The organism is Prochlorococcus sp. MIT 0604, from assembly GCF_000757845.1.
Lineage (GTDB): Bacteria > Cyanobacteriota > Cyanobacteriia > PCC-6307 > Cyanobiaceae > Prochlorococcus_A.
In genome coordinates, this window is record NZ_CP007753.1 from 291826 (window position 1) to 312906 (window position 21081).

24 protein-coding genes are annotated in these 21081 nt (G+C 32.1%); 12 read left to right on the forward strand and 12 right to left on the reverse strand.

The features are described from left to right. Nucleotides 1-5 precede the first annotated feature (5 nt). A complete protein-coding gene (locus tag EW14_RS01555; protein ID WP_042849772.1) occupies nucleotides 6-842 on the forward strand; it encodes a folate-binding protein YgfZ in 837 nt (278 codons plus the stop codon). Here EW14_RS01555 and EW14_RS01560 read toward each other — a convergent pair. After that, a complete protein-coding gene (locus tag EW14_RS01560; RefSeq protein ID WP_042849773.1) occupies nucleotides 828-2246 on the reverse strand; it encodes a TM0106 family RecB-like putative nuclease in 1419 nt (472 codons plus the stop codon). The genes EW14_RS01555 and EW14_RS01560 overlap by 15 nt on opposite strands. Before the next feature lie 80 nt (nucleotides 2247-2326). On the opposite strand from EW14_RS01560, the gene EW14_RS01565 reads away from it, so the two are divergent. Both EW14_RS01565 and rdgB read left to right on the forward strand, forming a co-directional pair. Continuing rightward, nucleotides 2327-3781 carry a phosphoglucomutase/phosphomannomutase family protein gene (locus tag EW14_RS01565; RefSeq protein WP_042849774.1) on the forward strand — a complete coding sequence of 485 codons (1455 nt, stop codon included), beginning with the start codon at nucleotides 2327-2329 and terminating at the stop codon, nucleotides 3779-3781. 2 nt (nucleotides 3782-3783) lie between these two features. Continuing rightward, complete coding sequence (gene rdgB / locus EW14_RS01570) at nucleotides 3784-4359, forward strand: RdgB/HAM1 family non-canonical purine NTP pyrophosphatase (RefSeq protein ID WP_042849775.1); 576 nt, start codon at nucleotides 3784-3786, stop codon at nucleotides 4357-4359. 2 nt (nucleotides 4360-4361) lie between these two features. Here rdgB and EW14_RS01575 read toward each other — a convergent pair whose 3' ends face one another. From EW14_RS01575 to fabI, 3 genes are all read right to left on the reverse strand, one after another. After that, nucleotides 4362-5846, reverse strand: a complete 1485-nt coding sequence (locus EW14_RS01575; RefSeq protein WP_042849776.1) for a carotenoid oxygenase family protein — start codon at nucleotides 5844-5846, stop codon at nucleotides 4362-4364. Nucleotides 5847-5918: 72 nt separating this feature from the next. Further along, nucleotides 5919-6524: an imidazoleglycerol-phosphate dehydratase HisB gene (hisB, locus tag EW14_RS01580; protein WP_042849777.1), complete on the reverse strand. Its 606-nt coding sequence runs from the start codon at nucleotides 6522-6524 to the stop codon at nucleotides 5919-5921. 20 nt (nucleotides 6525-6544) lie between these two features. Beyond that, nucleotides 6545-7327: an enoyl-ACP reductase FabI gene (gene fabI / locus EW14_RS01585; RefSeq protein WP_042849778.1), complete on the reverse strand. Its 783-nt coding sequence runs from the start codon at nucleotides 7325-7327 to the stop codon at nucleotides 6545-6547. Between the two features lie 105 nt (nucleotides 7328-7432). On the opposite strand from fabI, the gene EW14_RS01590 reads away from it, so the two are divergent. Both EW14_RS01590 and EW14_RS01595 read left to right on the forward strand, forming a co-directional pair. Then, entirely contained in the window at nucleotides 7433-8026 is a 594-nt protein-coding gene (locus EW14_RS01590; protein WP_042849779.1) for a thioredoxin family protein, read from the forward strand. A gap of 53 nt (nucleotides 8027-8079) precedes the next feature. Then, the gene (locus EW14_RS01595) at nucleotides 8080-9285 is read left to right on the forward strand and encodes a DegT/DnrJ/EryC1/StrS aminotransferase family protein (RefSeq protein WP_042849780.1); all 1206 of its coding nucleotides are present in this window, start codon (nucleotides 8080-8082) and stop codon (nucleotides 9283-9285) included. Here EW14_RS01595 and EW14_RS01600 read toward each other — a convergent pair. The 3 genes from EW14_RS01600 to folK are packed head-to-tail and all read right to left on the reverse strand — an operon-like array spanning nucleotide 9270 to nucleotide 11880. Then, a complete protein-coding gene (locus tag EW14_RS01600; RefSeq protein ID WP_042849782.1) occupies nucleotides 9270-10706 on the reverse strand; it encodes a deoxyribodipyrimidine photo-lyase in 1437 nt (478 codons plus the stop codon). The two genes, EW14_RS01595 and EW14_RS01600, sit on opposite strands and share 16 nt — an antisense overlap. After that, on the reverse strand, nucleotides 10703-11266 hold the full coding sequence (locus tag EW14_RS01605; RefSeq protein WP_042849783.1) for an NUDIX hydrolase: 564 nt from the start codon (nucleotides 11264-11266) through the stop codon (nucleotides 10703-10705). The genes EW14_RS01600 and EW14_RS01605 overlap by 4 nt, the downstream gene beginning before the upstream one ends. Before the next feature lie 47 nt (nucleotides 11267-11313). Further along, nucleotides 11314-11880, reverse strand: coding sequence for a 2-amino-4-hydroxy-6-hydroxymethyldihydropteridine diphosphokinase (folK, locus tag EW14_RS01610; protein ID WP_042851276.1), 567 nt, complete (start codon nucleotides 11878-11880; stop codon nucleotides 11314-11316). Between the two features lie 48 nt (nucleotides 11881-11928). On the opposite strand from folK, the gene bchD reads away from it, so the two are divergent. After that, nucleotides 11929-14100 carry a magnesium chelatase ATPase subunit D gene (bchD, locus tag EW14_RS01615; protein WP_042849785.1) on the forward strand — a complete coding sequence of 724 codons (2172 nt, stop codon included), beginning with the start codon at nucleotides 11929-11931 and terminating at the stop codon, nucleotides 14098-14100. Nucleotides 14101-14107: 7 nt separating this feature from the next. Here the strand turns inward: bchD and EW14_RS01620 are convergent, their stop codons facing one another. Together EW14_RS01620 and EW14_RS01625 are read right to left on the reverse strand one after the other, a co-directional pair. After that, nucleotides 14108-14953 carry an MlaD family protein gene (locus tag EW14_RS01620; protein ID WP_042849786.1) on the reverse strand — a complete coding sequence of 282 codons (846 nt, stop codon included), beginning with the start codon at nucleotides 14951-14953 and terminating at the stop codon, nucleotides 14108-14110. A gap of 5 nt (nucleotides 14954-14958) precedes the next feature. Continuing rightward, nucleotides 14959-15744, reverse strand: a complete 786-nt coding sequence (locus EW14_RS01625; RefSeq protein WP_071840792.1) for an ABC transporter ATP-binding protein — start codon at nucleotides 15742-15744, stop codon at nucleotides 14959-14961. Between the two features lie 130 nt (nucleotides 15745-15874). Between EW14_RS01625 and yvcK the strand changes: the two genes are divergently transcribed. After that, nucleotides 15875-17260 carry a gluconeogenesis factor YvcK family protein gene (gene yvcK, locus EW14_RS01630; RefSeq protein ID WP_042849789.1) on the forward strand — a complete coding sequence of 462 codons (1386 nt, stop codon included), beginning with the start codon at nucleotides 15875-15877 and terminating at the stop codon, nucleotides 17258-17260. On the opposite strand, the gene EW14_RS01635 is transcribed toward yvcK, so the two are convergent. From EW14_RS01635 to EW14_RS01645, 3 genes are read right to left on the reverse strand one after another with little or no spacing between them, the layout of a single operon-like run. Next, nucleotides 17257-17787: an NAD(P)H-quinone oxidoreductase subunit J gene (locus tag EW14_RS01635; RefSeq protein ID WP_042849790.1), complete on the reverse strand. Its 531-nt coding sequence runs from the start codon at nucleotides 17785-17787 to the stop codon at nucleotides 17257-17259. The two genes, yvcK and EW14_RS01635, sit on opposite strands and share 4 nt — an antisense overlap. Further along, the gene (locus EW14_RS01640) at nucleotides 17787-18521 is read right to left on the reverse strand and encodes an NADH dehydrogenase subunit K (protein WP_042849791.1); all 735 of its coding nucleotides are present in this window, start codon (nucleotides 18519-18521) and stop codon (nucleotides 17787-17789) included. The genes EW14_RS01635 and EW14_RS01640 overlap by 1 nt, the downstream gene beginning before the upstream one ends. 4 nt (nucleotides 18522-18525) lie before the next feature. After that, the gene (locus tag EW14_RS01645) at nucleotides 18526-18888 is read right to left on the reverse strand and encodes an NAD(P)H-quinone oxidoreductase subunit 3 (RefSeq protein WP_011375859.1); all 363 of its coding nucleotides are present in this window, start codon (nucleotides 18886-18888) and stop codon (nucleotides 18526-18528) included. Between the two features lie 76 nt (nucleotides 18889-18964). On the opposite strand from EW14_RS01645, the gene EW14_RS01650 reads away from it, so the two are divergent. From EW14_RS01650 to EW14_RS09795, 5 genes are all read left to right on the forward strand, one after another. Beyond that, complete coding sequence (locus EW14_RS01650) at nucleotides 18965-19393, forward strand: rubredoxin (RefSeq protein WP_042849792.1); 429 nt, start codon at nucleotides 18965-18967, stop codon at nucleotides 19391-19393. A gap of 9 nt (nucleotides 19394-19402) precedes the next feature. Continuing rightward, nucleotides 19403-20416 carry a photosynthesis system II assembly factor Ycf48 gene (locus EW14_RS01655; protein WP_042849793.1) on the forward strand — a complete coding sequence of 338 codons (1014 nt, stop codon included), beginning with the start codon at nucleotides 19403-19405 and terminating at the stop codon, nucleotides 20414-20416. A 136-nt stretch (nucleotides 20417-20552) separates the two neighbouring features. Continuing rightward, nucleotides 20553-20801 (forward strand): cytochrome b559 subunit alpha, encoded by a 249-nt coding sequence (gene psbE, locus EW14_RS01660; protein ID WP_002806020.1) that lies wholly within the window; start codon nucleotides 20553-20555, stop codon nucleotides 20799-20801. A gap of 2 nt (nucleotides 20802-20803) precedes the next feature. Next, the gene (gene psbF, locus EW14_RS01665) at nucleotides 20804-20950 is read left to right on the forward strand and encodes a cytochrome b559 subunit beta (protein WP_011375863.1); all 147 of its coding nucleotides are present in this window, start codon (nucleotides 20804-20806) and stop codon (nucleotides 20948-20950) included. Between the two features lie 11 nt (nucleotides 20951-20961). Further along, nucleotides 20962-21081 carry a photosystem II reaction center protein L gene (locus EW14_RS09795; protein WP_002806119.1) on the forward strand — a complete coding sequence of 40 codons (120 nt, stop codon included), beginning with the start codon at nucleotides 20962-20964 and terminating at the stop codon, nucleotides 21079-21081.

Here is a 21081-nt window from a genome sequence, read left to right on the forward strand (position 1 = left end):
TCAAAATGCAAGATATAAAAAAAAAGTTTTGGCTTGAAAAATTTGATTGTTTTTCAATTACTGGAAAAGATGCCAGAAAATTTTTAAATGGAATAACAACTGGTAATATTCTTAATTCAGAAAATAAAGTTATCAAAACTTGTTGGTTAACTCCAAATGGAGTTCTAAGGTCATTAATTGAAATTATTTTTTTAGAAAGAAGATTAGAAGTAATTATCTTGGCCGGTAATACAAATGAAATAATTGATTACTTTAATCAAATTATATTCCCAGCGGACGATGTACTTCTGAGTGAACCTTCCTTGATAAATAGAATTCAGGAAATTGATGAATCTAGTTCATGGAGAAATCACCAGCCTGTTTTCTTCAAAACAGAAGATAAAGAATTTGAAATATATAAAAATAAAATAAATTTACTAAATCCCAATGATTTAAAACTTTGGAAGATTAATCAGGCAATACCCTCATTAGAAATGGAAATAAACGGAAAAAATAATCCTCTTGAGCTTGGATTACAAGATCTTATAGATTTTAATAAAGGTTGTTATTTAGGACAAGAAACAATGTCAAAAATAAAAAATGTTTCTTCTTTAAAACAGGAAATAAGAATTTGGAAATCAATTGAATCTAATTTCAATTTAGACTTAGAAGATAAAAATTTATATACAAATTCTGCCAAGGATATTTCTGTAGGTAAAATCACTAGTTTTTTTAAATCAGATTGTCAAATAAAAGGTTTAGCTATGATAAAAAGAAAATATTTAGAGGAAGAAAGTTATTTTTTTTCAGAAATTTTTGGAAAAATTAGTATAAATAAATCTGTAGGATCAATTTTTCTTTAATCGATCTTTGATTAAATATTCTGCAATTTGTAGAGTAGCAAAACAATCATCTTTATTATATTGGATAATTTTCTTTAAAAATATTTGGTTTTCTGTAATTTGATATTGAATCCACCAATAAAGTGCTTTAGAGCCACTTACATTTTTCTGCGCCCATTCAAATCCAAGCCAATTAGAAACATTTTTTAAGCCATATTTTTTTAGTGGTAATATCCAAGACTTTCTTATTAAGGTATGTAAGTCAATAAATCTGGAGGAAAGTGAATCAATTTCTTCAAAACTAAAATTTAGTTCTTTAGCAATATTAATTATTGATATTCTTTCAGTTTCTCCGTAATGCAAAACTGGCCATTCCTTGTTTGAAAAAAGTACTTCAATAATTTGCCTGTAAGATTCTCCTTTATTGTTTTTAAGATTTAAGATTGGTTCATAAATAAGATCTTCTTTTTTTATAGACAAATTATTTACTTTTAAAAACCCATATAAAAAATCATGCTTTTCATCTGGATTTGACTCAATATCAAATATATAAAATCCCGAACATATTTTTTCTAATAGATCTTCCGTATTATTTTTATTAGAAATGAAATATGGTTCTCCAGAGATATATGCTTGCGCTTGCTTTACAAATATGGATGCTTTTTCATATTTCTGATCTTTGAATTTATATAATTTCTCTCCAAGTTGTTTTTCGCTGTAAGAAGCTAATGTTTGGGTATTAGTTATTCCATTTGCTTTGAGTAACGAGGCCGTTTTGGAACCTATTCCATCTATATCTGTTAGATATCCTTTTTCTTTTGCTTCTTTATCACAAAATTTTTGCCAAGAACAAATAGTACATTTTTTTCTATCTTGAGTTATTTCTGGTATAGATCCCTCCAAGCATTCATTCAAATTTAATAAAACATTTAAAACTTTTTTTCTTAATTTTTTATTTAAATAAATTTCTTCAACTTTAACTTTTTTATAAAAACTTGAAAGTACTAATCCTTTCTCAATTTTAGATTCTTGAAAAGATTCCAAAAACATAGAACAAAAAGCTAAGTCGAATAAATGTTCCTTAGTTGTTTTGTGGCCTAACTTATAAACAGCAGGTAAATATTTATATTGTCCCCATTTACTTTTACCTTTAGTCTTTAAAAGTAATTGTGGAAGTATCTCTACGTTTATATTTTGGAAAAGATTTCCTTTGATTTTTAATCCAATTACCCCTTGATAACCATTTTCACAGGCTTTTAATCCTGTATATATTTCACCATTACAAAATTCAGAGAAAATTTGAAACTGATTAATTTTATCTATTGCTTTATGGGGAGACCAAACTTCATAAGATTTTTTACCCTTAAAATCGAGCCATGCTTTTCTTTTGCATCTTGTAAAACTTTTTAAATGAAGTGAATTCAAATTATTTTTTAAGGGCGGTTTTAAAATTTACTCATATAAATTAGTATAGATAATTAGAAGAAATCAAGGAAATTTGAAATTTGACACCTGATAAATTAGATAAGATAAAATTTGGAACTGATGGTTGGAGAGGCATTATTGGTTTTGATTTTAACCTTTCCAATCTTTCAAGGGTTGTTGTCGCTGCATGTCAGGAGTTGCATTATCAATACTATAAAGAAGTTAATTCAAAGAAAATTATTATTGGATATGATCGTAGATTTATGGCTTGTGAATTCGCAAAGCAAATAGTGCCTTTTGTAAGAGGATGCGGTTTCGAACCGATCTTATCTGATAGCTTTGTTACAACACCCTCTTGTAGTTTCTATGCCAAAGAAGTCGGTTGTCTTGGAGCGTTAGTAATTACAGCAAGTCATAATCCATATAATTGGCTAGGTCTGAAAATAAAGAGCTTTAATGGATGTTCTGTTGACGAATCTTTTACAAGTGAAGTTGAAAAAAGATTAATGCTTGGAAATTCAATTGAAAAAATAGATGGTATTAATCAATTGGTAGATATTAAGAAATTTCATTTAGATAGAATTAAATCCCTTTTTGATATTGACTTTATTTCTAAGAGATTAAAAAAAATGAAATTGCGAATTTTTGTAGATTCTATGCATGGTTCAGCTGCAAATTGTATGGCTGAGATTTTTGCTGCTAATGATTTAGAAGTTATTTCAGAAATCAGGAAAGATGCTGATCCTTTTTTTGGAGGAAAACCTCCTGAACCTCTTTTGAATTATGCAGATGATCTAAAACAAATACTAATGAAAAATTCAACAAATGAAGTGAAAACTTTAGGAATTATATTTGATGGTGATGGTGATAGAATTGCGGCAATTGATGAAAAAGGAAGATACTCTAGTACTCAAGATTTACTCCCATATTTTATTTGCTATTTGGGCGAAATTAAAAATAATTCTTATCCAGTTTTAAAGACTGTTAGTGGTTCAGATATTATTAAAAATATATCAGAGAGTCAAAATAGAGATGTTTTTGAACTTCCAGTTGGCTTTAAATATATTGCTGAAAAAATGATTAAAGAAAAAATATTTATTGGAGGAGAGGAATCTGGGGGCGTTGGTTTTGGTGACTTTATGCCTGAAAGAGATGCTCTATATGCAGCGATGGTTTTATTAAATGGAATTGCTGAAAAATCTCAATATTTATATGAAACTTTAGATGAAATACAAGAAGATTTTGGGCCAAGTTTTTATAAAAGAATTGATATTAAATTTCCAAATCAGTCAGAAAAAAATAACGTAAAAGAATTTATCATAGATAATATTCCAGAGAATATTAATAATCACAAGTTAAAAAGTATCTCAAAGATCGATGGAATAAAGTTGAGAATTGATAAAAATTTTTGGCTTCTGTTTAGGTTTTCAGGAACGGAACCTCTTTTAAGGTTATATTGTGAAGCACCAAAAGAATCTTATCTAATTGAGGTATTAGAGTGGGGTCAAGAATTTATAAATTTGACAGGAAAATAAGGATGAAAAATTTATTTTTGGCGAGTAAGAATAAAGGTAAAATTGAAGAATATAAGAAATTGCTTGCTGGAGTTAATTGTAAATTGTTACTCCAGCCAGAATCATTAGAAGTTGAAGAGGATGGACTGACATTTAGAGATAATGCAATTAAAAAAGCGAGTGAAGTTTCGAGAATAACGAATAATTTTTCAATAGCAGATGATTCAGGAATTTGTATTGAATCACTAGGTGGTAAGCCTGGCATTTACTCATCTAGATATGCAGAAAATGATCAGAAGAGAATTGAACGAGTTTTAAGAGAACTTGATGGAGTTCAAAATAGAAGTGCTTTCTTTATTGCTAATATTTGTGTTTGTTCCCCAAATGGTGAAGTGATTATTGAATCTGAGGCTAAATGTCATGGCAAAATTATTTTAAACCCCAGAGGAAAAAGTGGTTTTGGGTATGACCCAATTTTTGAGGAGAGTTCTACCAGATTAACTTTCGCAGAAATGAATAATGATATTAAAGAATCTTGTAGTCATAGAGGTAAAGCATTAAAAAAAATTATTCCAGATTTAATTGAAATTTTTTCTTAAATTCAATTAACCCAAGATCCATGAAGGCCATGAGGAATTGAAATGGGTAATTCATAAACAGCTAATTCTTTTAAGTCTTTTGCGTCTAGTATCACTAAATCGCTTCCTCTTCTTTCTCCGTTCCATAGAAGTATAAATAAAAATCCCTCATCTTCTTTTAAAGAGTTTTCTGATGGAACCATAATTGGTTCACTAACAAATCCACTTGGACCTGCTGACCAGAAAATCTCTTCCTTAGAAGTTAAATTTATTTTTTTTATTGCTTGAAGTGGAGCGTTCCCCAGCTTTTGAGATGTGCTTGCCATCCAACTAAAAGTTGCTTTTAATCCTAAGTTTTTAGGATTAACAACAGCAAATTCACAACATTGTTCACTGAAAGTTTCAAGTTCACAAGTTTTTTTCTTTAGATCGATAATTGATCTTTTCAGTTTTCCTTCTGGATATTTATCAAAGTCAATATCCCTGAAATTCTCGTCTGGACCAACTGATGGGAAATCATCATAAAAAATACTATCTAATACGATTTTGGAATCTTTTTCAAATGCGTTTATATGATGAAAAACGAATCCTTCTGGAGCATCTATTGTTAAAGGAGCCTGTCCTCTAAATAATCCACTTTCTCTGGGGATGATAAAAAACTTTGACTTTTTATTTGGGTTTGACTTTAGACATTGTGCTGCTCCTCTTTGGCCCATTACAAATGGAAGAGGATTGAAATCAATAGCATTCTGTAAAAATATTGCCCAATTAGTTGTAATGGCGAAGTCATGAAGGAATGCAAAGCCATTAAAGGTATCTTTCCTATCAAAAATGAGCTCTCCAGAATTTGTACCAGCATTATTAAACTCCATTAATCTAATGGTACTTTTTGGCCCTGTTTGTACTCCAAAAGTGACTAAAAGTTCTGAAGATGCATTTGAGTTTAGGTCTGTTTTGGGATGAGCACTGAATGCTTCGTTAGGCTTGAGTACTCCTTTTAATGTTGTTAAACCAATAGTTTCAAGACTATCAGGATCCATTGCATGTGGACCCGCTGCTTCCCATAATGCGAGAATTTCATCTCCTAATTTAATGACATGTGTATTAGCGATATTCTTGAAATTTAGATCTAACACATTGTTTAAGATTCCTCCATTTTTTTGTGTTCCAAAAACACCTCTATAAATAAATTTATCTATTTTTTCTTCTTCCAAATAGCCTTTAGTCTTAACAAATCTATTTGTTAAGAATGGCTGACCATTTTCGAATTTTATGGATGTTATCATCCCATCACCATCAAATGGATGATGAACCCATTGTCCACCTCTCTCTAATATTCCTGGTCCATTTCTTAATAGTGTTCCATTTAAATTTTTAATATTATTACCTTTGCTAATTTTTAGAGGCTCTTTAGTTAGCTCCTTTTCTACATTTTGATAAGCACTTGACCAATCTTCTTTTTTAAAAATATTAAATTTATCAATTTTTTTATCTTGTAAATTAGTCACAACAAAATAATTACTTTATCTATTTTCGCCAAAAATCAACTGAATTGTGGATGATTAGAAAAAATTCCTATTTTATTGTTTTTCTAACATTCCTTTACTGCTTGGAATTGAATCAGATCTTCTTGGATCTCTCTCAGTAGCCATTCTCATTGCTCTTGAAAAAGCTTTAAAGCATGCCTCAACTATGTGATGTGAATTACTTCCTCGTATTTGATTAATATGCAGAGTAATACCGCTGTTATTTACAAAGGCAATAAAAAACTCTCTTACTAGTTCAGTATCATAATTTCCTATTCTAGGGGCTTTTAATTGAAGATCATAAGATAGATGCGGTCTACCAGAGCAGTCTAAAGTGACTTGAACTAATGCTTCATCTAATGGGGCAAAGAAATGTCCAAATCTGCTTATTCCTTTTCTTTCTCCCAAGGCTTTTGAAAATGCTTTGCCTAATGCAATTCCTACATCTTCATTTGTATGATGATCATCAATATGGGTATCTCCAATTGCTTTTATTTTTAAATCGAACAAACCATGACTGGATATTTGATGAAGCATATGATCTAAGAATGGTATCCCGGTATCAATCTCACAAATTCCATTTCCGTCTAAGTTTATAAATACAGAAATATCTGTTTCATTCGTTTTTCTTTTTATTTTAGATTGCCTTAGAGCTGACATTTTTATGCAAAAAACTTAGTTTACATTCCATTAATGCAGTAACCCGCATCAACATAAATTGTTTGGCCTGAAATGCCGCTAGAGAGATCACTTAATAAAAAAGCAGCTGTATTTCCTACTTCTGTTTGAGTGACTGTTCTGCGTAAAGGTGCCTTTTCTTCAACATTGTGAATCATATCTAAAATGCCACCTATAGCAGAACTCGCAAGTGTTCTTATCGGCCCAGCACTTATTGCGTTAACTCTGACTTGTTTTTCGGGACCAAGTTCTGCAGAAAGATATCTTACTGAAGCTTCTAAAGCTGCTTTAGCAACTCCCATCACGTTATAGTTAGGAATCGCCCTTTCTGAACCTAAATAAGTTAATGAGACAACTCCAGCACCATCACTAAAAAGTGGTTTTGCTGCTTTACATAAAGGTGCTAACGAATACGCACTTATATTAAGAGCCCTATCAAAACCCTCTGAAGTGGTAGCACTATAATCTCCAATCAATTCATCGCGTCCTGCAAATGCTAGGCAGTGAACTAATCCGTCAATTTTTCCCCAATTGTCTTTTATATTTTTAAAGATTTCTTCAATTTGAGCTGGATTTTGAACATCAAGAGGCAAAAATAAAGATGGGTTTAAAGGTTTAGTTAGTTCTCTAACTTTAGACTCGAATCTTCCCTTATCATCAGGCAAATATGTGATTCCAAGTTCTGCGCCAGCTTTTGAAAGTTGTTGAGCGATACCCCATGCTATTGAACGATTGTTAGCAATTCCTGTAACAAGAATTTTTTTGCCAGTTAGATTTAGAAGCATTTTGTTTATTATTTCTATTATTCTCCTATATAAAAGTACCTATCTTTGCGGATTACTGCAAAATATACAATAATTTTCAAATATCAAAGAATTTTTAAATTGAACATGGTAAGAACAAATTCTATGGTTTTGGAATTAGGTTTTCAATTACCGAATTTCGAAATGTTAAATGCTAATTCTTTAAAAAATGAATATTTTAATTCTCATAATCTAGATAATCGGCATTTACTTTTAATGTTTATTTGTGCCCATTGTCCATTTGTTAAATATATTGAGAATCAAATTTTCACCTTAAGTAAAGAAATTGAAAATACAGTTCAAACAGTTGCAATTTCTAGTAATGATATTGTTACTCATCCTTCAGATTCTCCTAAAAATTTGAGATTACAAGCACAAACACAGGGATGGAGTTTTCCTTATCTATATGATGAAAATCAAAGTTTTGCTAAGAAATTAAAAGCGGCTTGCACCCCAGATTTTTATCTTTTTTCAAATGAAGGAGATGGTGATTTTTTCTTGTATTATCATGGCCAATTAGACGATAGTAGACCAGGTAATAATATCCCTCTATCTGGAAAAGATTTGGGCTCTGCCGTAGAAGATTTGAATCAAGATAATTCTTATCCTTCAAATCAAATGCCTTCTTTAGGTTGCAATATAAAATGGACTCCTGGTAAAGAACCAAGTTGGTTTAAATGAATTAAAAATTTTTTTTACCCATAGAAATATGGTTTAGGGTTAATATACTTATTATGCAGATACCTCCATTTACTTTAGAAAGGCAGTTCCAAGAAATTGGCTCTGAAATTGAGAGTGAGGTTTTTAAAGTTTTAAAAGGGGGCCAGTATATTGGTGGACAAGAAATTGCCAAATTTGAGGAGAGTTTTTCAAATCTGATTGGTGTTGAAAATACTATTGGATGTAATAGTGGAACTGATGCTTTAGTCTTAGCTTTGCGCGCATTAGATATTGGTGTTGGTGATGAAGTTATTACCTCATCTTTTAGCTTTTTTGCAACTGCAGAGGCTATTAGTGCAGTTGGTGCTAATCCTGTTTTGGTAGATATAGATCCAGAAACTTATCTTATTAATACTGAACTAATAGAACAAGAAATAAATTCTAATACCAAAGCAATTATGCCAGTTCATCTATTTGGTAATGCAGTGAATATGACATTAATAAAATCTTTGGCCAAGAAATATGACTTAAAAGTAATCGAAGATTGTGCTCAGGCAACATGCACAATGTGGGAAACTTCCAAAGTTGGTAGTATCGGTGATATAGGCTGTTTTAGCTTTTTCCCTACTAAAAATTTAGGAGCTGCTGGAGATGGTGGAGCAGTAACAACTTCAGATCAGAAGATTGCAAAAAAAATTAGAGAACTGGCTGTTCATGGCAGCCCAATAAGATATCATCATACCCAAATTGGATACAACAGCAGACTTGATACCATTCAAGCTGCCATATTAAATATTAAAATTAAATATATTTCTGAGTGGATTAGTAATCGCCAAAAAATTGCTAAAAATTACCTTGATTTATTAGAAAAAAATCCCTTTATTAGTTTTCCAAAAATTAACTCTGATTCAATTTCCCATTCTTGGAATCAATTTGTAATCAAATTAAGAAACGATAAATATTTTTTAAATGAAGATTTTTCAAATTTATTTGATACTGATTGCAAAAAATACTATTCCTTAAGAAATTTAGTAAAACAACAACTTTTTGAAAAAGGTATTAATTCAATTATTTATTATCCAATTCCAATACACGCACAAATAGCTTACAAAAATAAAAATTTTTCTAGAACAAAACTCATTAATACAGAGAGAATTTGTACAGAAGTTCTTAGTCTTCCAATGTTTCCTGAAATTTCTTATGAAGAGCAAGTTTATGTAGCAGAAAATTTAAATAAAGTTTTAAAAAATTGTATAGAGGAAATTCAAATTTCAGCATAAAGTGATTTAAATAATCTTTGTTGTATGTTGTGATTGACAATAGGGCTTGAATAATTATTTTTTTCTAAATTAGATATCTCCCCATTTAATAATTCTGAATTTGACACTTTAGATAATTCAGGAATCCAATATTTTATATATTCGCAAATAGGATCAAATTTTTTTGCTTGGGTATACGGATTAAATATTCTAAGTGGTTTTGGATCCATACCGCTACTGGCGCTCCACTGCCATCCCCCATTATTTGCAGCTAAGTCTCCATCAACCAAAGTTTCCATAAATTTTTTCTCGCCCATTTGCCAATTGCATATAAGATCTTTTACCAGAAATGAAGCGACTATCATCCTACATCTGTTATGCATCCAGCCAGTACTATTTAGTTGACGCATTGCAGCATCAACTATAGGTACTCCGGTCTCTCCGTGGCTCCAATGCTGAAACCATTCATTATTATTTTGCCATGGAAAGTGATCCCATTTTTTTCTATATGGACCTTTCTCTAGCTCTGGGAAATGAAATAAGCAATGTTGATAAAATTCACGCCAAACAATTTCTTTTTGCCAAGTTTCAATTGATAGGTAATTTCCTTGATTTGTAAAATCTGAATTTAAATTTAATGTGGCGTTCCAAATTTTTCTAATGCTAATGGTGCCGAATCTGAGAGATGCACTTAGAAAAGATGTCCCATTATGGGAAGGAAAATCTCGTGCAGAATTATAAGAATATATTTTTTTTTCGTTAATGAAGTTTTCTAATAATGTTTCTGCAGCATTCTCTCCAGGTCTACATGGACAAATATTCGAACCAGGAAATTTGATATTTTTGATAAATTTCTCTAGAACCGAATCAGATGAATTTATTGTCTTATTTTCTTTGAGTTTATTATCTATATCTTTAAACTCAAAAAAAACTTTATCTTGTTCATATGGACCTAATAAATCCATTTTTGATTTAAGGTTTTTATAAAAAGGCCCATAAACAGAATAAGGTTTATTATTTCCGGAAAATATTTTTAAAGGTTCTACTAATAAGTGATCCCAAGTTTCAATAACTTGAATATTTTGTTCTTCTAAATTTTTTTTTATTTTTAAATCGCGATTAATCTCATAAGGTTCCATTGATCTATTCCAAAAAACAAATTTAGCATCTATTTTCTTTGCTAATTGAGGAATTATTAATACAGGATCTCCTTCTTCCATGATTAATCTACTACCCATTTTTTTCCAATTATTTCCTAATTCTTGAAGCGAATTTCCTAGAAACCAAGCTCTTGAACTTGCATTGAAATCGTGTGGGTAATTTTTATCAAAAATGTAAGTTGAAGTAATAGCATTTGATAATGAAAATGCTTTGATTAAAGCTTGATTGTCAAATATTCTTAAATCCCTTCTATGCCAAAAAAGTATTCTAGGTTTGTTCATAATTTATCTAAAAATTGTTTAGCTCTAAACCAAGCTGTCACAGTTTTTGCGTCAAGAATCTCATCCCCACTAGAAATAAGATTATCTAGTTCGTTCGGATCTAAAATTAATACTTCTATATCTTCATCTAAATCTCCTTTAACCTCGGAATTTGGTTTGCTCAAATCACGAGCTAAAAATAAATAGATTTCTTCATCTGCATAACCAGGAGCAGGGACAAGAGTTCCTAGTTCATCCCATTTGTTTGCACTGAATCCAGTCTCTTCTTGTATTTCTCTTTGAATTGAATTAATAGGTGTTTCACCTATTTCTAATGTACCCGCTGGAAATTCTAATAAATACCTTGAAACAGCAAATCTATATTGCCGAAGAATGATAACTTTATTGTCTTTTGTAATAGGTACGGCTAATGCTGCCCCAGGATGCTTAATGTATCCATATTCACCTTCATGTCCATTTGGAAGCTCAATTCTATTTATTTCGAAACTAAATTTTTTTGACTTTAACTCAGATATTTTTTCTTTAAAAATGGATCTTTTTACAAAATTTTTGTTGCCCATAATTTTTAAATAAAATCAGCTTAACAATTATTTTTTGGTTTTGTAGATTATTTAATAGACCATTTTGCGTCATCAAACTTTGTGATTTTTTGGCTTCTACTTAAGATTTCAGATAGTGGTGTAATAACGAAATTCCGATTCATGAATCTAGGGTGAGGTAATGTTAATTCCTCGTCAAACGTATGCAAATCTTCCCACCAAAGAATATCTAAATCTAGGCATCTTGATAGCCATTTCTTACCCTTTGGCGTTTCTTCTCGTCCAAAAAATCTCTCTAATTTTTTTAGCTCTCTTAAAAGTAATTTCGCGTGTTTACTCGATGGTTTAGGGAAAGAATTACTTTTTATAAGTAATAGAGTATTTAAATAATTTGGCTGCTCATTTTCAACACCATAGGGTAATGTCTCATAAATTGAAGACCAAAAAAAGTTTGCATGAAATTTGATTTTCTCTTCTTTTTCTTTGTTGGAACTATCTCCCCACTCATTTATTATTTCCTCTATTTTTGGTTTGCAAATTAATAGTGACTCAAGAGGGCTTCCGAATTTACTATCAATATTTGCTCCGAGGGATATACATAGTCCATTTTTGATATTAAGATTTGATAATTCCACTACAAAAAACAAAGTTATTGGATAAATTCTATATCAGGCATTTTTAAATTGATTTTGAACCCCGAGTTAAAAGAAAAAGGAGAAATCAAAGATTTAATGAATTCAAAGGATTCTTTTAGAGCTTTCCCTTTGGCAGCAATTACAGGTCATAGCTTATTGAAATTATCTTTACTTTTGGCAGCAGTTGATCCTAGTTTAGGGGGAGTGATTATTGCTGGCGGGAGAGGTACTGGTAAGTCAGTATTAGCAAGGGGTTTACATACTTTACTTCCTCCTATAGAGGTATTAGATAATGAAATAATACTGGAAAAGCAAACTGAGAAAAATAGTGGAACTTCATTAAGACCTATTGGTAGGAACCTAGATCCAGATAAACCAGAGGAATGGGATATTAGTACTAATAAATTGTTGGAGGAAGTAATTGGAAGTGATTATTTGAATCAAATTGAAGAAATTCCGAAAAAAGTAAGAGAGGCTCCATTTATTCAAGTTCCCATTGGCATAACTGAAGACAGGCTTGTTGGATCAATTGACGTCGCTGCATCATTAAGTACTGGGGAACAAGTTTTTCAACCTGGAATTTTAGCAGAGGCTCATAGAGGTGTTCTTTATGTAGACGATATAAATTTATTGGATGATGGCATTGTAAATTTAATTCTTGAAGCCACTGGAAGAGAGAAAAATAATATTGAAAGAGATGGTTTAAGTCTTTCTCATCCTTGTAAGTCACTTTTAATAGCAACTTATAATCCTGAAGAAGGTGCTCTAAGAGATCATGTTTTAGATCGTTTTGCCATTGTGCTTTCCGCAGATCAATCTATTGATAATGCTCAAAGAGTTGAGATTACAAAATCTGTTTTATCGCACGCAAAAAATAATATTAAATTTGCAGAAAAATGGTCTGAAGAATCTGATAATTTATCCACTCAATTAATCTTAGCAAGGCAATGGTTAAAGGATGTCAAGATAACAAAAGAGCAAATAACCTATTTAGTGAATGAAGCTCTTAGAGGAGGAGTAGAAGGGCATAGGTCAGAATTATTTGCAGTAAAAGTAGCAAAAGCTAATGCAGCTCTTCGCGGCGATGAGAATGTAAATTCTGAAGACCTAAAAGTCGCAGTTAGGTTAGTTATTCTCCCACGATCAATGCAAATTCCTCCAGAAGATGATGATATTCAACCCCCCCCTCCAGAGGATCAGAGTCCCCCCCCTCCACCTCAATCAAACAATGACGAGTCTGAACCTGAGGCTAATGAAAATGATAATGAGCAAGACCAAGAACAAGATAATTCTGATGGAGAAGAAGACTCTACCCCCGAAATACCTGAAGAATTTATTTTAGATCCTGAGGCATGTATGGTTGATCCTGATTTATTACTTTTTTCATCAGCTAAAGCAAAAGCCGGAAATAGTGGAAGTAGATCAGTAATATTCAGTGATAGTAGAGGAAGGTATGTGAAACCTATAATTCCAAGAGGTAAAGTAAAAAGAATTGCGGTAGATGCGACTTTGCGAGCTGCAGCTCCTTATCAAAAATCACGAAGATTGAGGAATCCTAATAAATCAATAGTTATTGAAGAGAATGATTTTAGGGCAAAGCTTCTTCAAAAAAAGGCGGGTGCTTTAGTCATTTTTCTTGTTGATGCTAGTGGGTCTATGGCTCTTAATAGAATGCAAAGTGCTAAGGGTGCAGTTATCAGGCTTTTAACAGAGGCATATGAGAATAGAGATGAAGTTGCCTTAATACCCTTTAGAGGTAATCAGGCAGAAGTTCTTTTACCTCCAACAAGATCAATAACTGCAGCGAAGAGAAGGCTAGAAACAATGCCTTGCGGAGGTGGTTCGCCTTTAGCTCATGGACTAACGCAATCAGCAAAAGTTGCAAAAAATGCTCTTTCTACTGGAGATATAGGTCAAGTTATTGTTGTTGGAATTACCGATGGGAGAGGAAATGTTCCATTAGGATTATCTTTAGGACAAAATGAGGTTGAGGGAAAAGATAATGAAAATGTCAATTTAAAACAGGAGGTTTTGGATATCGCTGCAAAATATCCCATGCTCGGGATAAAACTCTTGGTAATTGATACAGAGAGAAAATTTATAGCAAGTGGATTTGGTAAAGAGTTAGCAGAGGCTGCTCAAGGGAAATACGTCCAATTGCCAAAAGCTACGGATAAAGCAATCGCTGCTATGGCTTTAAATGCTATCAATGAATTCTAAATATTTCTTATGGATAAATTTCGTTAAGGAATTTTGAAAGTCCAATCGTTAAATCTCTTATAGATTTAGTTAATTCTTTATCTTGTGTTAATTTTTCAAAATCATCGCTCATATCATCTATTTTGGTTGCAATAGACCTAGCAGCATTAATAGTCAATTTAATATCTTTAAGGGTTTCTTGATCATCAATAGTAGATAAAATGTTATTTAAATGATTAGCAGCGATTGTAATTTCTTTTATTAGGGGTTCAACTCTTTGTAGTTCTTGTTTCGATAAAAAAATTAATTCATCAAGATTTTCTTGTGTCCTGTCAAATTGGTCAATTGAGTTAACAATGTTTTCAATTAAGTTTTCTTGATTTGTGTCTTTTAAAAGTTGACTGATTTTATTAGTTATATTTGAGAGACTTGATAGTTGTTTACCTGTGATAGTGTCTCCCTGGCAAATAATTAATTTGGTATCGCATTTTTCGGAAATAGGCTTTGCAATGTTTTTAGGAATTGTCTTGTCACTAGTTTCTAAAGCAACTTGTACATCTCCTCCAAGGAAAGAATTTGTAACTACCCTTGCAAATGCTGGCCTTGGAAGAATAATTTCAGGATTATTTAAAACTATTTTTGCTTTAATTGATTCATTCGTGAACAAGATATCTTCTATCGATCCAACTAAGATTCCTCTGTAAGTAACTGGAGATTTTTTTGATAAACCACTTGCGTTATTGAATTCAGCAAAGAGGTACCAATTTTTTGAAGATAATCTCATTCCTCTTAGCCAAAAAGAAAAAAATGTGAATATTAAAATTCCTCCTAATAAGGAAAAACCAACTATTGAATCTCGTAAGCTTCTACGCATAGTTTCTAAATGTCTTTCGGTTGCATTGGACCATCAAGTTTCCCATTCCTAAATTGAAATACATAGGGATCTTTACTTTTTTTAAATTCATCAATCGAGCCTGCCCATCTGAATTTACCTCCATAAAGCATTAAAACTTTATCTGAAGTTCTTTCTATAGTACTAAGAACATGGCTAACTACAATAGATGATCCGCGAGCTTTATGATTTGTCTTATTAATTAAATCTTCAATTCTTGATGAGGCAATGGGATCAAGGCCGGCAGTTGGTTCATCAAAAAGTAATAAAGGTTTAGACTTCGCATTAAGAGTTTGATCAGTAATTAATGCCCTCGCAAAACTTACTCTTTTTTGCATGCCTCCACTTAATTCATTTGGAAGTTTATTCTCAACATTAAATAATCCTACCTCAGCTAAGCATTCACATACTATTTCATGAATTGACTTTTTCGATAGATTTTTATTTCTCTTGAGGAGAAAACCTACATTTTCTTCAATAGTTAGAGATCCTAATAAAGCCGGGTTCTGAAAAACTAGTCTTACATCAGGAGGATTATTTTGATCTAATCTCAAATATGTTTGTTTCTCACCAAATATTCTTAGTTCTCCTTTGGTAGGTAAAATTAGTCCTGCTAAGATTTTTAATATGGTTGATTTACCAGAACCTGAAGGGCCAACTATAGCTAATTTCTCTCCATCATTAAGTTCAAAATTTATTTGATTAAGCACATTAACTTCCCCCCAGCTTATTGAGAGGTTTTTTGTTTCAACTGCATGCTTTGTTTTTTTCAAAACTTATATAAAAAACATCTATTTATTTCATTTTGCCTATTTTTAGAAATAAAAAAAGGATGTATGAATTTGATTTATAATGATTTTATATAGTTTTTAAATTTGAGAAAAATAATTAAAGAGGTTTTTAATGAATAAGCGTAAAAAAAGGGTAAGGAGATATTATAAAAATTTTAAAAAGTCTAATTTTGACTTATTGAAAAAAATCTTAAGAATTTTGAGTTGGCTTTTGCCAGGATTGTTAATAAAAAGGTGGATGCTTACATCTGCGATAGGTTTTTTGACTACATTACTAGGCGTGGCAATTTGGACAAATTTAAGACCGCTCTATTGGCTTATTGAAATCTTTTTTTCGGTAATGACAGGTTTAACTAGTATTTTGCCTGTTTCATTTATGGGTCCATTGATTTTTGTTTTTGGAATATTATTAATTGGGATTGGGCAAAATAGAAGCATTAACTCTATTCAAAAAGCGCTTGTTCCAGAAAAAGATACATTTTTAGTTGATGCATTAAGAGTCAAAAGTAAATTAAACAGAGGCCCAAATATTGTTGCAATTGGCGGCGGTACAGGCTTATCTACTTTATTGAAAGGCTTAAAAAATTACAGTGGTAATATTACAGCAATCGTAACTGTATCCGATGATGGTGGAAGTAGTGGAATTCTCAGAAAACAATTAGGTGTGCAACCTCCAGGAGATATTAGAAATTGTTTAGCAGCCTTATCAAACGAAGAACCTACCTTAACAAGATTATTTCAGTACAGATTTTCAGGGGGAAGTGGTCTGGAAGGTCATAGTTTTGGAAATCTATTCTTGTCAGCTTTAACAACAATTACTGGCAGTTTAGAAAAAGCAGTTCAAGCGTCTAGTAAGGTTTTGGCGGTACAAGGACAAGTTTTACCTGCAACAAACATTGATGTTATGTTATGGGCCGAATTAGAAGATGGTGAAAAAATTTTTGGAGAAAGCAAAATTAGTAAATCTAAGAAATTAATTTCGAGGATTGGTTACCTACCAGAAAATCCTTCAGCTCTTCCGAGTGCTCTTGAATCTATAAAAGAAGCTGATTTAATTGTTCTTGGCCCAGGTAGTCTATACACTTCTTTATTGCCTAATCTGTTAGTACCAGAGATAGTAGATGCCTTATTGCAAAGTAATGCTCCTAAAATTTATATAAGTAATTTGATGACTCAGCCTGGAGAAACAGATGGACTTGATGTCTATCAACATATCAAAGCAATAGAAAAACAATTATCAAATTTTGGAGTTAATACTAGAATTTTTAACTCAATCTTATCTCAGATTCAATTTGAAAAGTCTCCATTAGTAGACTATTACGAAAGTAGAGGGGCAGAGCCTGTTCGATGTAATAAAGAAAAACTATTATCTGAGGGTTATTATGTTTTGCAAGCACCATTGTATTCAAAGAGAATAACTCCAACTCTTAGACATGATCCAAGAAGACTGGCAAGAGCAGTTATGTTTATTTACCGCAAATTAAAAAAATTAAACTAATATGCATCTTGAAGTTCATAGAAATCTGGCTGAATATAATCTTTTCTCAATGGCCATCCTCTCCAATCTTCAGGCATTAATAGTCTTTTAGGATTAGGATGATCAATAAAATTTATTCCATACATATCAAAAGTTTCTCTTTCTTGCCAATCACTTCCTTTAAAAATTTTATACAAACTAGGGATTGATAAATCAGAATCTCTTTTTAAGAAAACTTTTAATCGGACTTCTTTAATTTTTTTGATTTTTTGTAAATCATCAACAGTTATAAAATGGTAGAAACTAACAAGATTTTTGCCTGGTCCCTCATCATATCCTCCTTGACATTGGAGATAGTTGAAACCGTAATTTTTCAAGGCAGATACTGCTTCATATAATTTGTTAGGTTCAACAGAAATGTTTTCTATTCCTATGTGATCATCAGATAAAGATTGATTTGGTATTCCATCTTTAGACAAAGATTGGCTTATAAACCCTTCTTTTTCTATTGAACTATCTGAGGATTTGGCTAAACCGTCTTTTTCCATTAATCTTCTGCAGTATCAATAATTTGAGTTTTTTCGTAGTTTTCAGGCAGTTCAGTTATTTTTTCTTTATTAGAGGAGGGAATGGCATTAGCTGAAGTTTTGTTTAGATATTCACCTGTATTTTCTGAGAAAACAAGATTCATCTCGTGGTTAGATGTTATGTATCTGTGAGTTTGCTCTGTTTTTGTGCGCTCTAAAATTGATTCATTACCAACTTTTTTTCTTAATTTAATAACTGCATCAAAAATTGCCTCTGGTCTTGGTGGACATCCTGGAAGGTATAAATCAACAGGTATCAATTTATCAACTCCTCTTACAGCGGTTGTAGAATCTGCGCTGAACATTCCTCCTGTAATTGTACAAGCACCCATGGCAATCACATATTTTGGCTCAGGCATTTGTTCATAAAGTCTTACTAGGGCTGGAGCCATCTTCATCGTTACTGTTCCTGCAACTATTAATAAATCTGCTTGTCTTGGCGAGCTTCTAGGTACTAATCCAAATCTATCAAAATCAAATCTAGATCCTATTAAGGCAGCAAATTCTATAAAACAACAAGCTGTTCCATACAAAAGAGGCCAAAGACTGCTTAATCTAGCCCAATTATGAAGGTCGTCTAAGCTAGTCAATATAATATTTTCGCTTAAGTCTGTAGTGACTTGGGGTGCACCTAGAGGATTACAAGTTCCTTCTCGGATTTCTCTTATTGCTTTTGGGGATAATTGTGGATTCAATTTTTTAACTCCATTCTAAAGCTCCTTTTCTCCAAGCGTATGCCAGAGCGATAACAAGTATTGCAATGAAAATTAAAGCCTCAATAAAAGCTAGTAAACCTAATCTATTGAAGGCAACCGCCCAAGGATAAAGGAAAACAGTCTCAACATCAAATATAACGAAAACCAAGGCAAACATGTAATAACGAATATTAAATTGAATCCATGCTCCCCCTATGGGCTCCATTCCAGATTCATATGTAAGTTTTCTTTCCCCTGTTCTGCCCTTTGGGGCAACGATGAGATTAGTAACAAGAGCTAATATTGGTACAGCAGCTGCAATTAGAAGGAAACCTAAAAAATATTCATAGCCAGTTAATAAAAACATCTTAAAAATTAATTTTGAATAAAAGTCGCTTAATTAAGCAAAATCTTTTAAAGTTCTTAAAGAACAATAATAAACCGTGAGTGAAAACATTCAACCAGCCTCTGAGGAAAACAAAATAGTCGAAGATTTTGAGAAAGAAAAACTTTCTGAAAACTCCTCAGGAGTAAATGTTGAACAACCTGTACCTAATTTAGAACAAAATAGATTCGAATGTAGAAGTTGTGGATACATTTATGATCCATCTGAAGGAAATAAAAAATTAAATATACCTAAAAATACTCCTTTTTCAGAGTTAGATGGGAATACCTTCGCTTGCCCTGTTTGTCGAGCTGGTAAAAATTTTTATAAGGATATAGGTCCTAAATCTAAACCTAGTGGTTTTGAAGAAAATTTAGTTTATGGATTTGGATTTAATAGTTTACCTCCTGGACAAAAAAACATATTGATTTTTGGAGGTCTAGCTTTTGCTGCTGCTATGTTCCTTTCTTTGTACTCTTTGCATTAATATATACAAATGAAAAAAATTATTACTAGTATTCCCAATCTTCTTTTATCAGTTCTTCTTTGTTTTGTATTGAGCAGTTGTTCATCTACAGGAGTAAAGATGAATGATAGCAGCCCTTGGAAAACAATTCAGTTTGAGGACCAGGCTAATGCTTTAGATGTTGATTTTATAAATGATAAAAATGGATTTTTAGTAGGTTCTAATAGACTTATTATGGAATCCAATGATGGGGGAGAAACTTGGGAAAAAAGAAATTTAGATTTACCAAGTGAAGAGAACTTTCGTCTCCTAGATATAGATTTTAAAGGGGAAGAGGGATGGTTAATAGGTCAGCCTTCATTAGTTATGCATACACTTGATGCAGGAAAGAATTGGACACGTTTATCTCTAGGTAAATTACCAGGCCAGCCATTTCTAATAACAACTGTCGATGCTGGTGTTGCAGAATTGGCTACCACTGCAGGTGCTATTTATGAAACATCAGATAGTGGTGAATCATGGAATGCAAAAGTTGTAGATGCATCTGGTTCTGGAGGCGTAAGAGACTTAAGAAGAACTAATAAAGGAGATTATGTCAGTGTAAGTAGTCTAGGTAATTTCTTTTCTACTTTGGAAAAGGATAGTGATGCATGGATAGCTCATCAAAGAGCCAGTAGTAAAAGAGTTCAAAGTATTGGTTTTAATCCAGAAGGAAGTTTATGGATGCTTTCTAGAGGAGCAGAAATTAGATTTAATGAAGATACTAATGACCTAGAAAATTGGTCAAAGCCTGTTATACCAATTCTAAATGGATACAATTATCTAGACATGGGATGGGATCCAAATGGTGATATATGGGCTGGCGGGGGGAATGGAACTTTAATAGTAAGTAAAGATCAAGGTAAAACTTGGAATAAAGATCCTATTGCTTCTGAATTGCCAACAAACTACATTAAAATAGTTTTTCTTGATAAAGAGGCTTTAGATAATCAAAAAGGATTTGTACTTGGCGAGCGTGGTTATATCCTTAAATGGAATAGCTAACTTTAAATAACTCGAGTTAATAGTAAAAAAAAAATTAATTTTTGAAAGATTTAGCAACTGTCTGTAACCAACCTGTTAATTTCTTCGCGAACTTATGATTTTACACTGTAAGATCATAGGGTAAACATTTGTGATTATGGCCGCAGGTTCAACGGGTGAACGCCCATTCTTTGAAATAATCACCAGTATTAGATACTGGATTATTCATGCAGTAACATTACCAGCTATCTTTATAGCAGGCTTCTTATTTGTATATACAGGTTTAGCTTACGATGCTTTCGGAACTCCTCGTCCAGATAGTTATTTCCAATCATCTGAATCTAAAGCACCTGTCGTGACACAAAGATATGAAGCTAAATCTCAACTAGATTTAAGAACAAAATAACAATGACTAATTCTCAAGCTCCAATGCAGGCTGCGGAAGTCCGCGTTTATCCTATATTTACTGTCCGTTGGCTAGCAGTTCACGCTCTAGCTATCCCTTCAGTATTCTTTTTAGGTTCAATTGCTGCTATGCAATTCGTAGCCCGATAAATTTAACTATCATGCAAGTAAACGAAAATCCTAACAAAGTTCCAGTTGAACTTAATCGTACAAGCCTTTATTTAGGCTTATTATCAGTCTTTGTATTGGGAATTTTATTTTCCAGTTACTTTTTCAACTAA

Coding starts and splice junctions, on each gene's coding strand:
- EW14_RS01555 (WP_042849772.1), top strand. CDS start 6: ATGCAAGATATAAAAAAAAAGTTTTGGCTTGAAAAATTTGATTGTTTT.
- rdgB (WP_042849775.1), top strand. CDS start 3,784: ATGAAAAATTTATTTTTGGCGAGTAAGAATAAAGGTAAAATTGAAGAA.
- hisB (WP_042849777.1), bottom strand. CDS start 6,524: ATGTCAGCTCTAAGGCAATCTAAAATAAAAAGAAAAACGAATGAAACA.
- fabI (WP_042849778.1), bottom strand. CDS start 7,327: ATGCTTCTAAATCTAACTGGCAAAAAAATTCTTGTTACAGGAATTGCT.
- EW14_RS01590 (WP_042849779.1), top strand. CDS start 7,433: ATGGTAAGAACAAATTCTATGGTTTTGGAATTAGGTTTTCAATTACCG.
- EW14_RS01595 (WP_042849780.1), top strand. CDS start 8,080: ATGCAGATACCTCCATTTACTTTAGAAAGGCAGTTCCAAGAAATTGGC.
- EW14_RS01600 (WP_042849782.1), bottom strand. CDS start 10,706: ATGAACAAACCTAGAATACTTTTTTGGCATAGAAGGGATTTAAGAATA.
- EW14_RS01605 (WP_042849783.1), bottom strand. CDS start 11,266: ATGGGCAACAAAAATTTTGTAAAAAGATCCATTTTTAAAGAAAAAATA.
- EW14_RS01620 (WP_042849786.1), bottom strand. CDS start 14,953: ATGCGTAGAAGCTTACGAGATTCAATAGTTGGTTTTTCCTTATTAGGA.
- yvcK (WP_042849789.1), top strand. CDS start 15,875: ATGAATAAGCGTAAAAAAAGGGTAAGGAGATATTATAAAAATTTTAAA.
- EW14_RS01635 (WP_042849790.1), bottom strand. CDS start 17,787: ATGGAAAAAGACGGTTTAGCCAAATCCTCAGATAGTTCAATAGAAAAA.
- EW14_RS01645 (WP_011375859.1), bottom strand. CDS start 18,888: ATGTTTTTATTAACTGGCTATGAATATTTTTTAGGTTTCCTTCTAATT.
- EW14_RS01655 (WP_042849793.1), top strand. CDS start 19,403: ATGAAAAAAATTATTACTAGTATTCCCAATCTTCTTTTATCAGTTCTT.
- psbE (WP_002806020.1), top strand. CDS start 20,553: ATGGCCGCAGGTTCAACGGGTGAACGCCCATTCTTTGAAATAATCACC.
- psbF (WP_011375863.1), top strand. CDS start 20,804: ATGACTAATTCTCAAGCTCCAATGCAGGCTGCGGAAGTCCGCGTTTAT.
- EW14_RS09795 (WP_002806119.1), top strand. CDS start 20,962: ATGCAAGTAAACGAAAATCCTAACAAAGTTCCAGTTGAACTTAATCGT.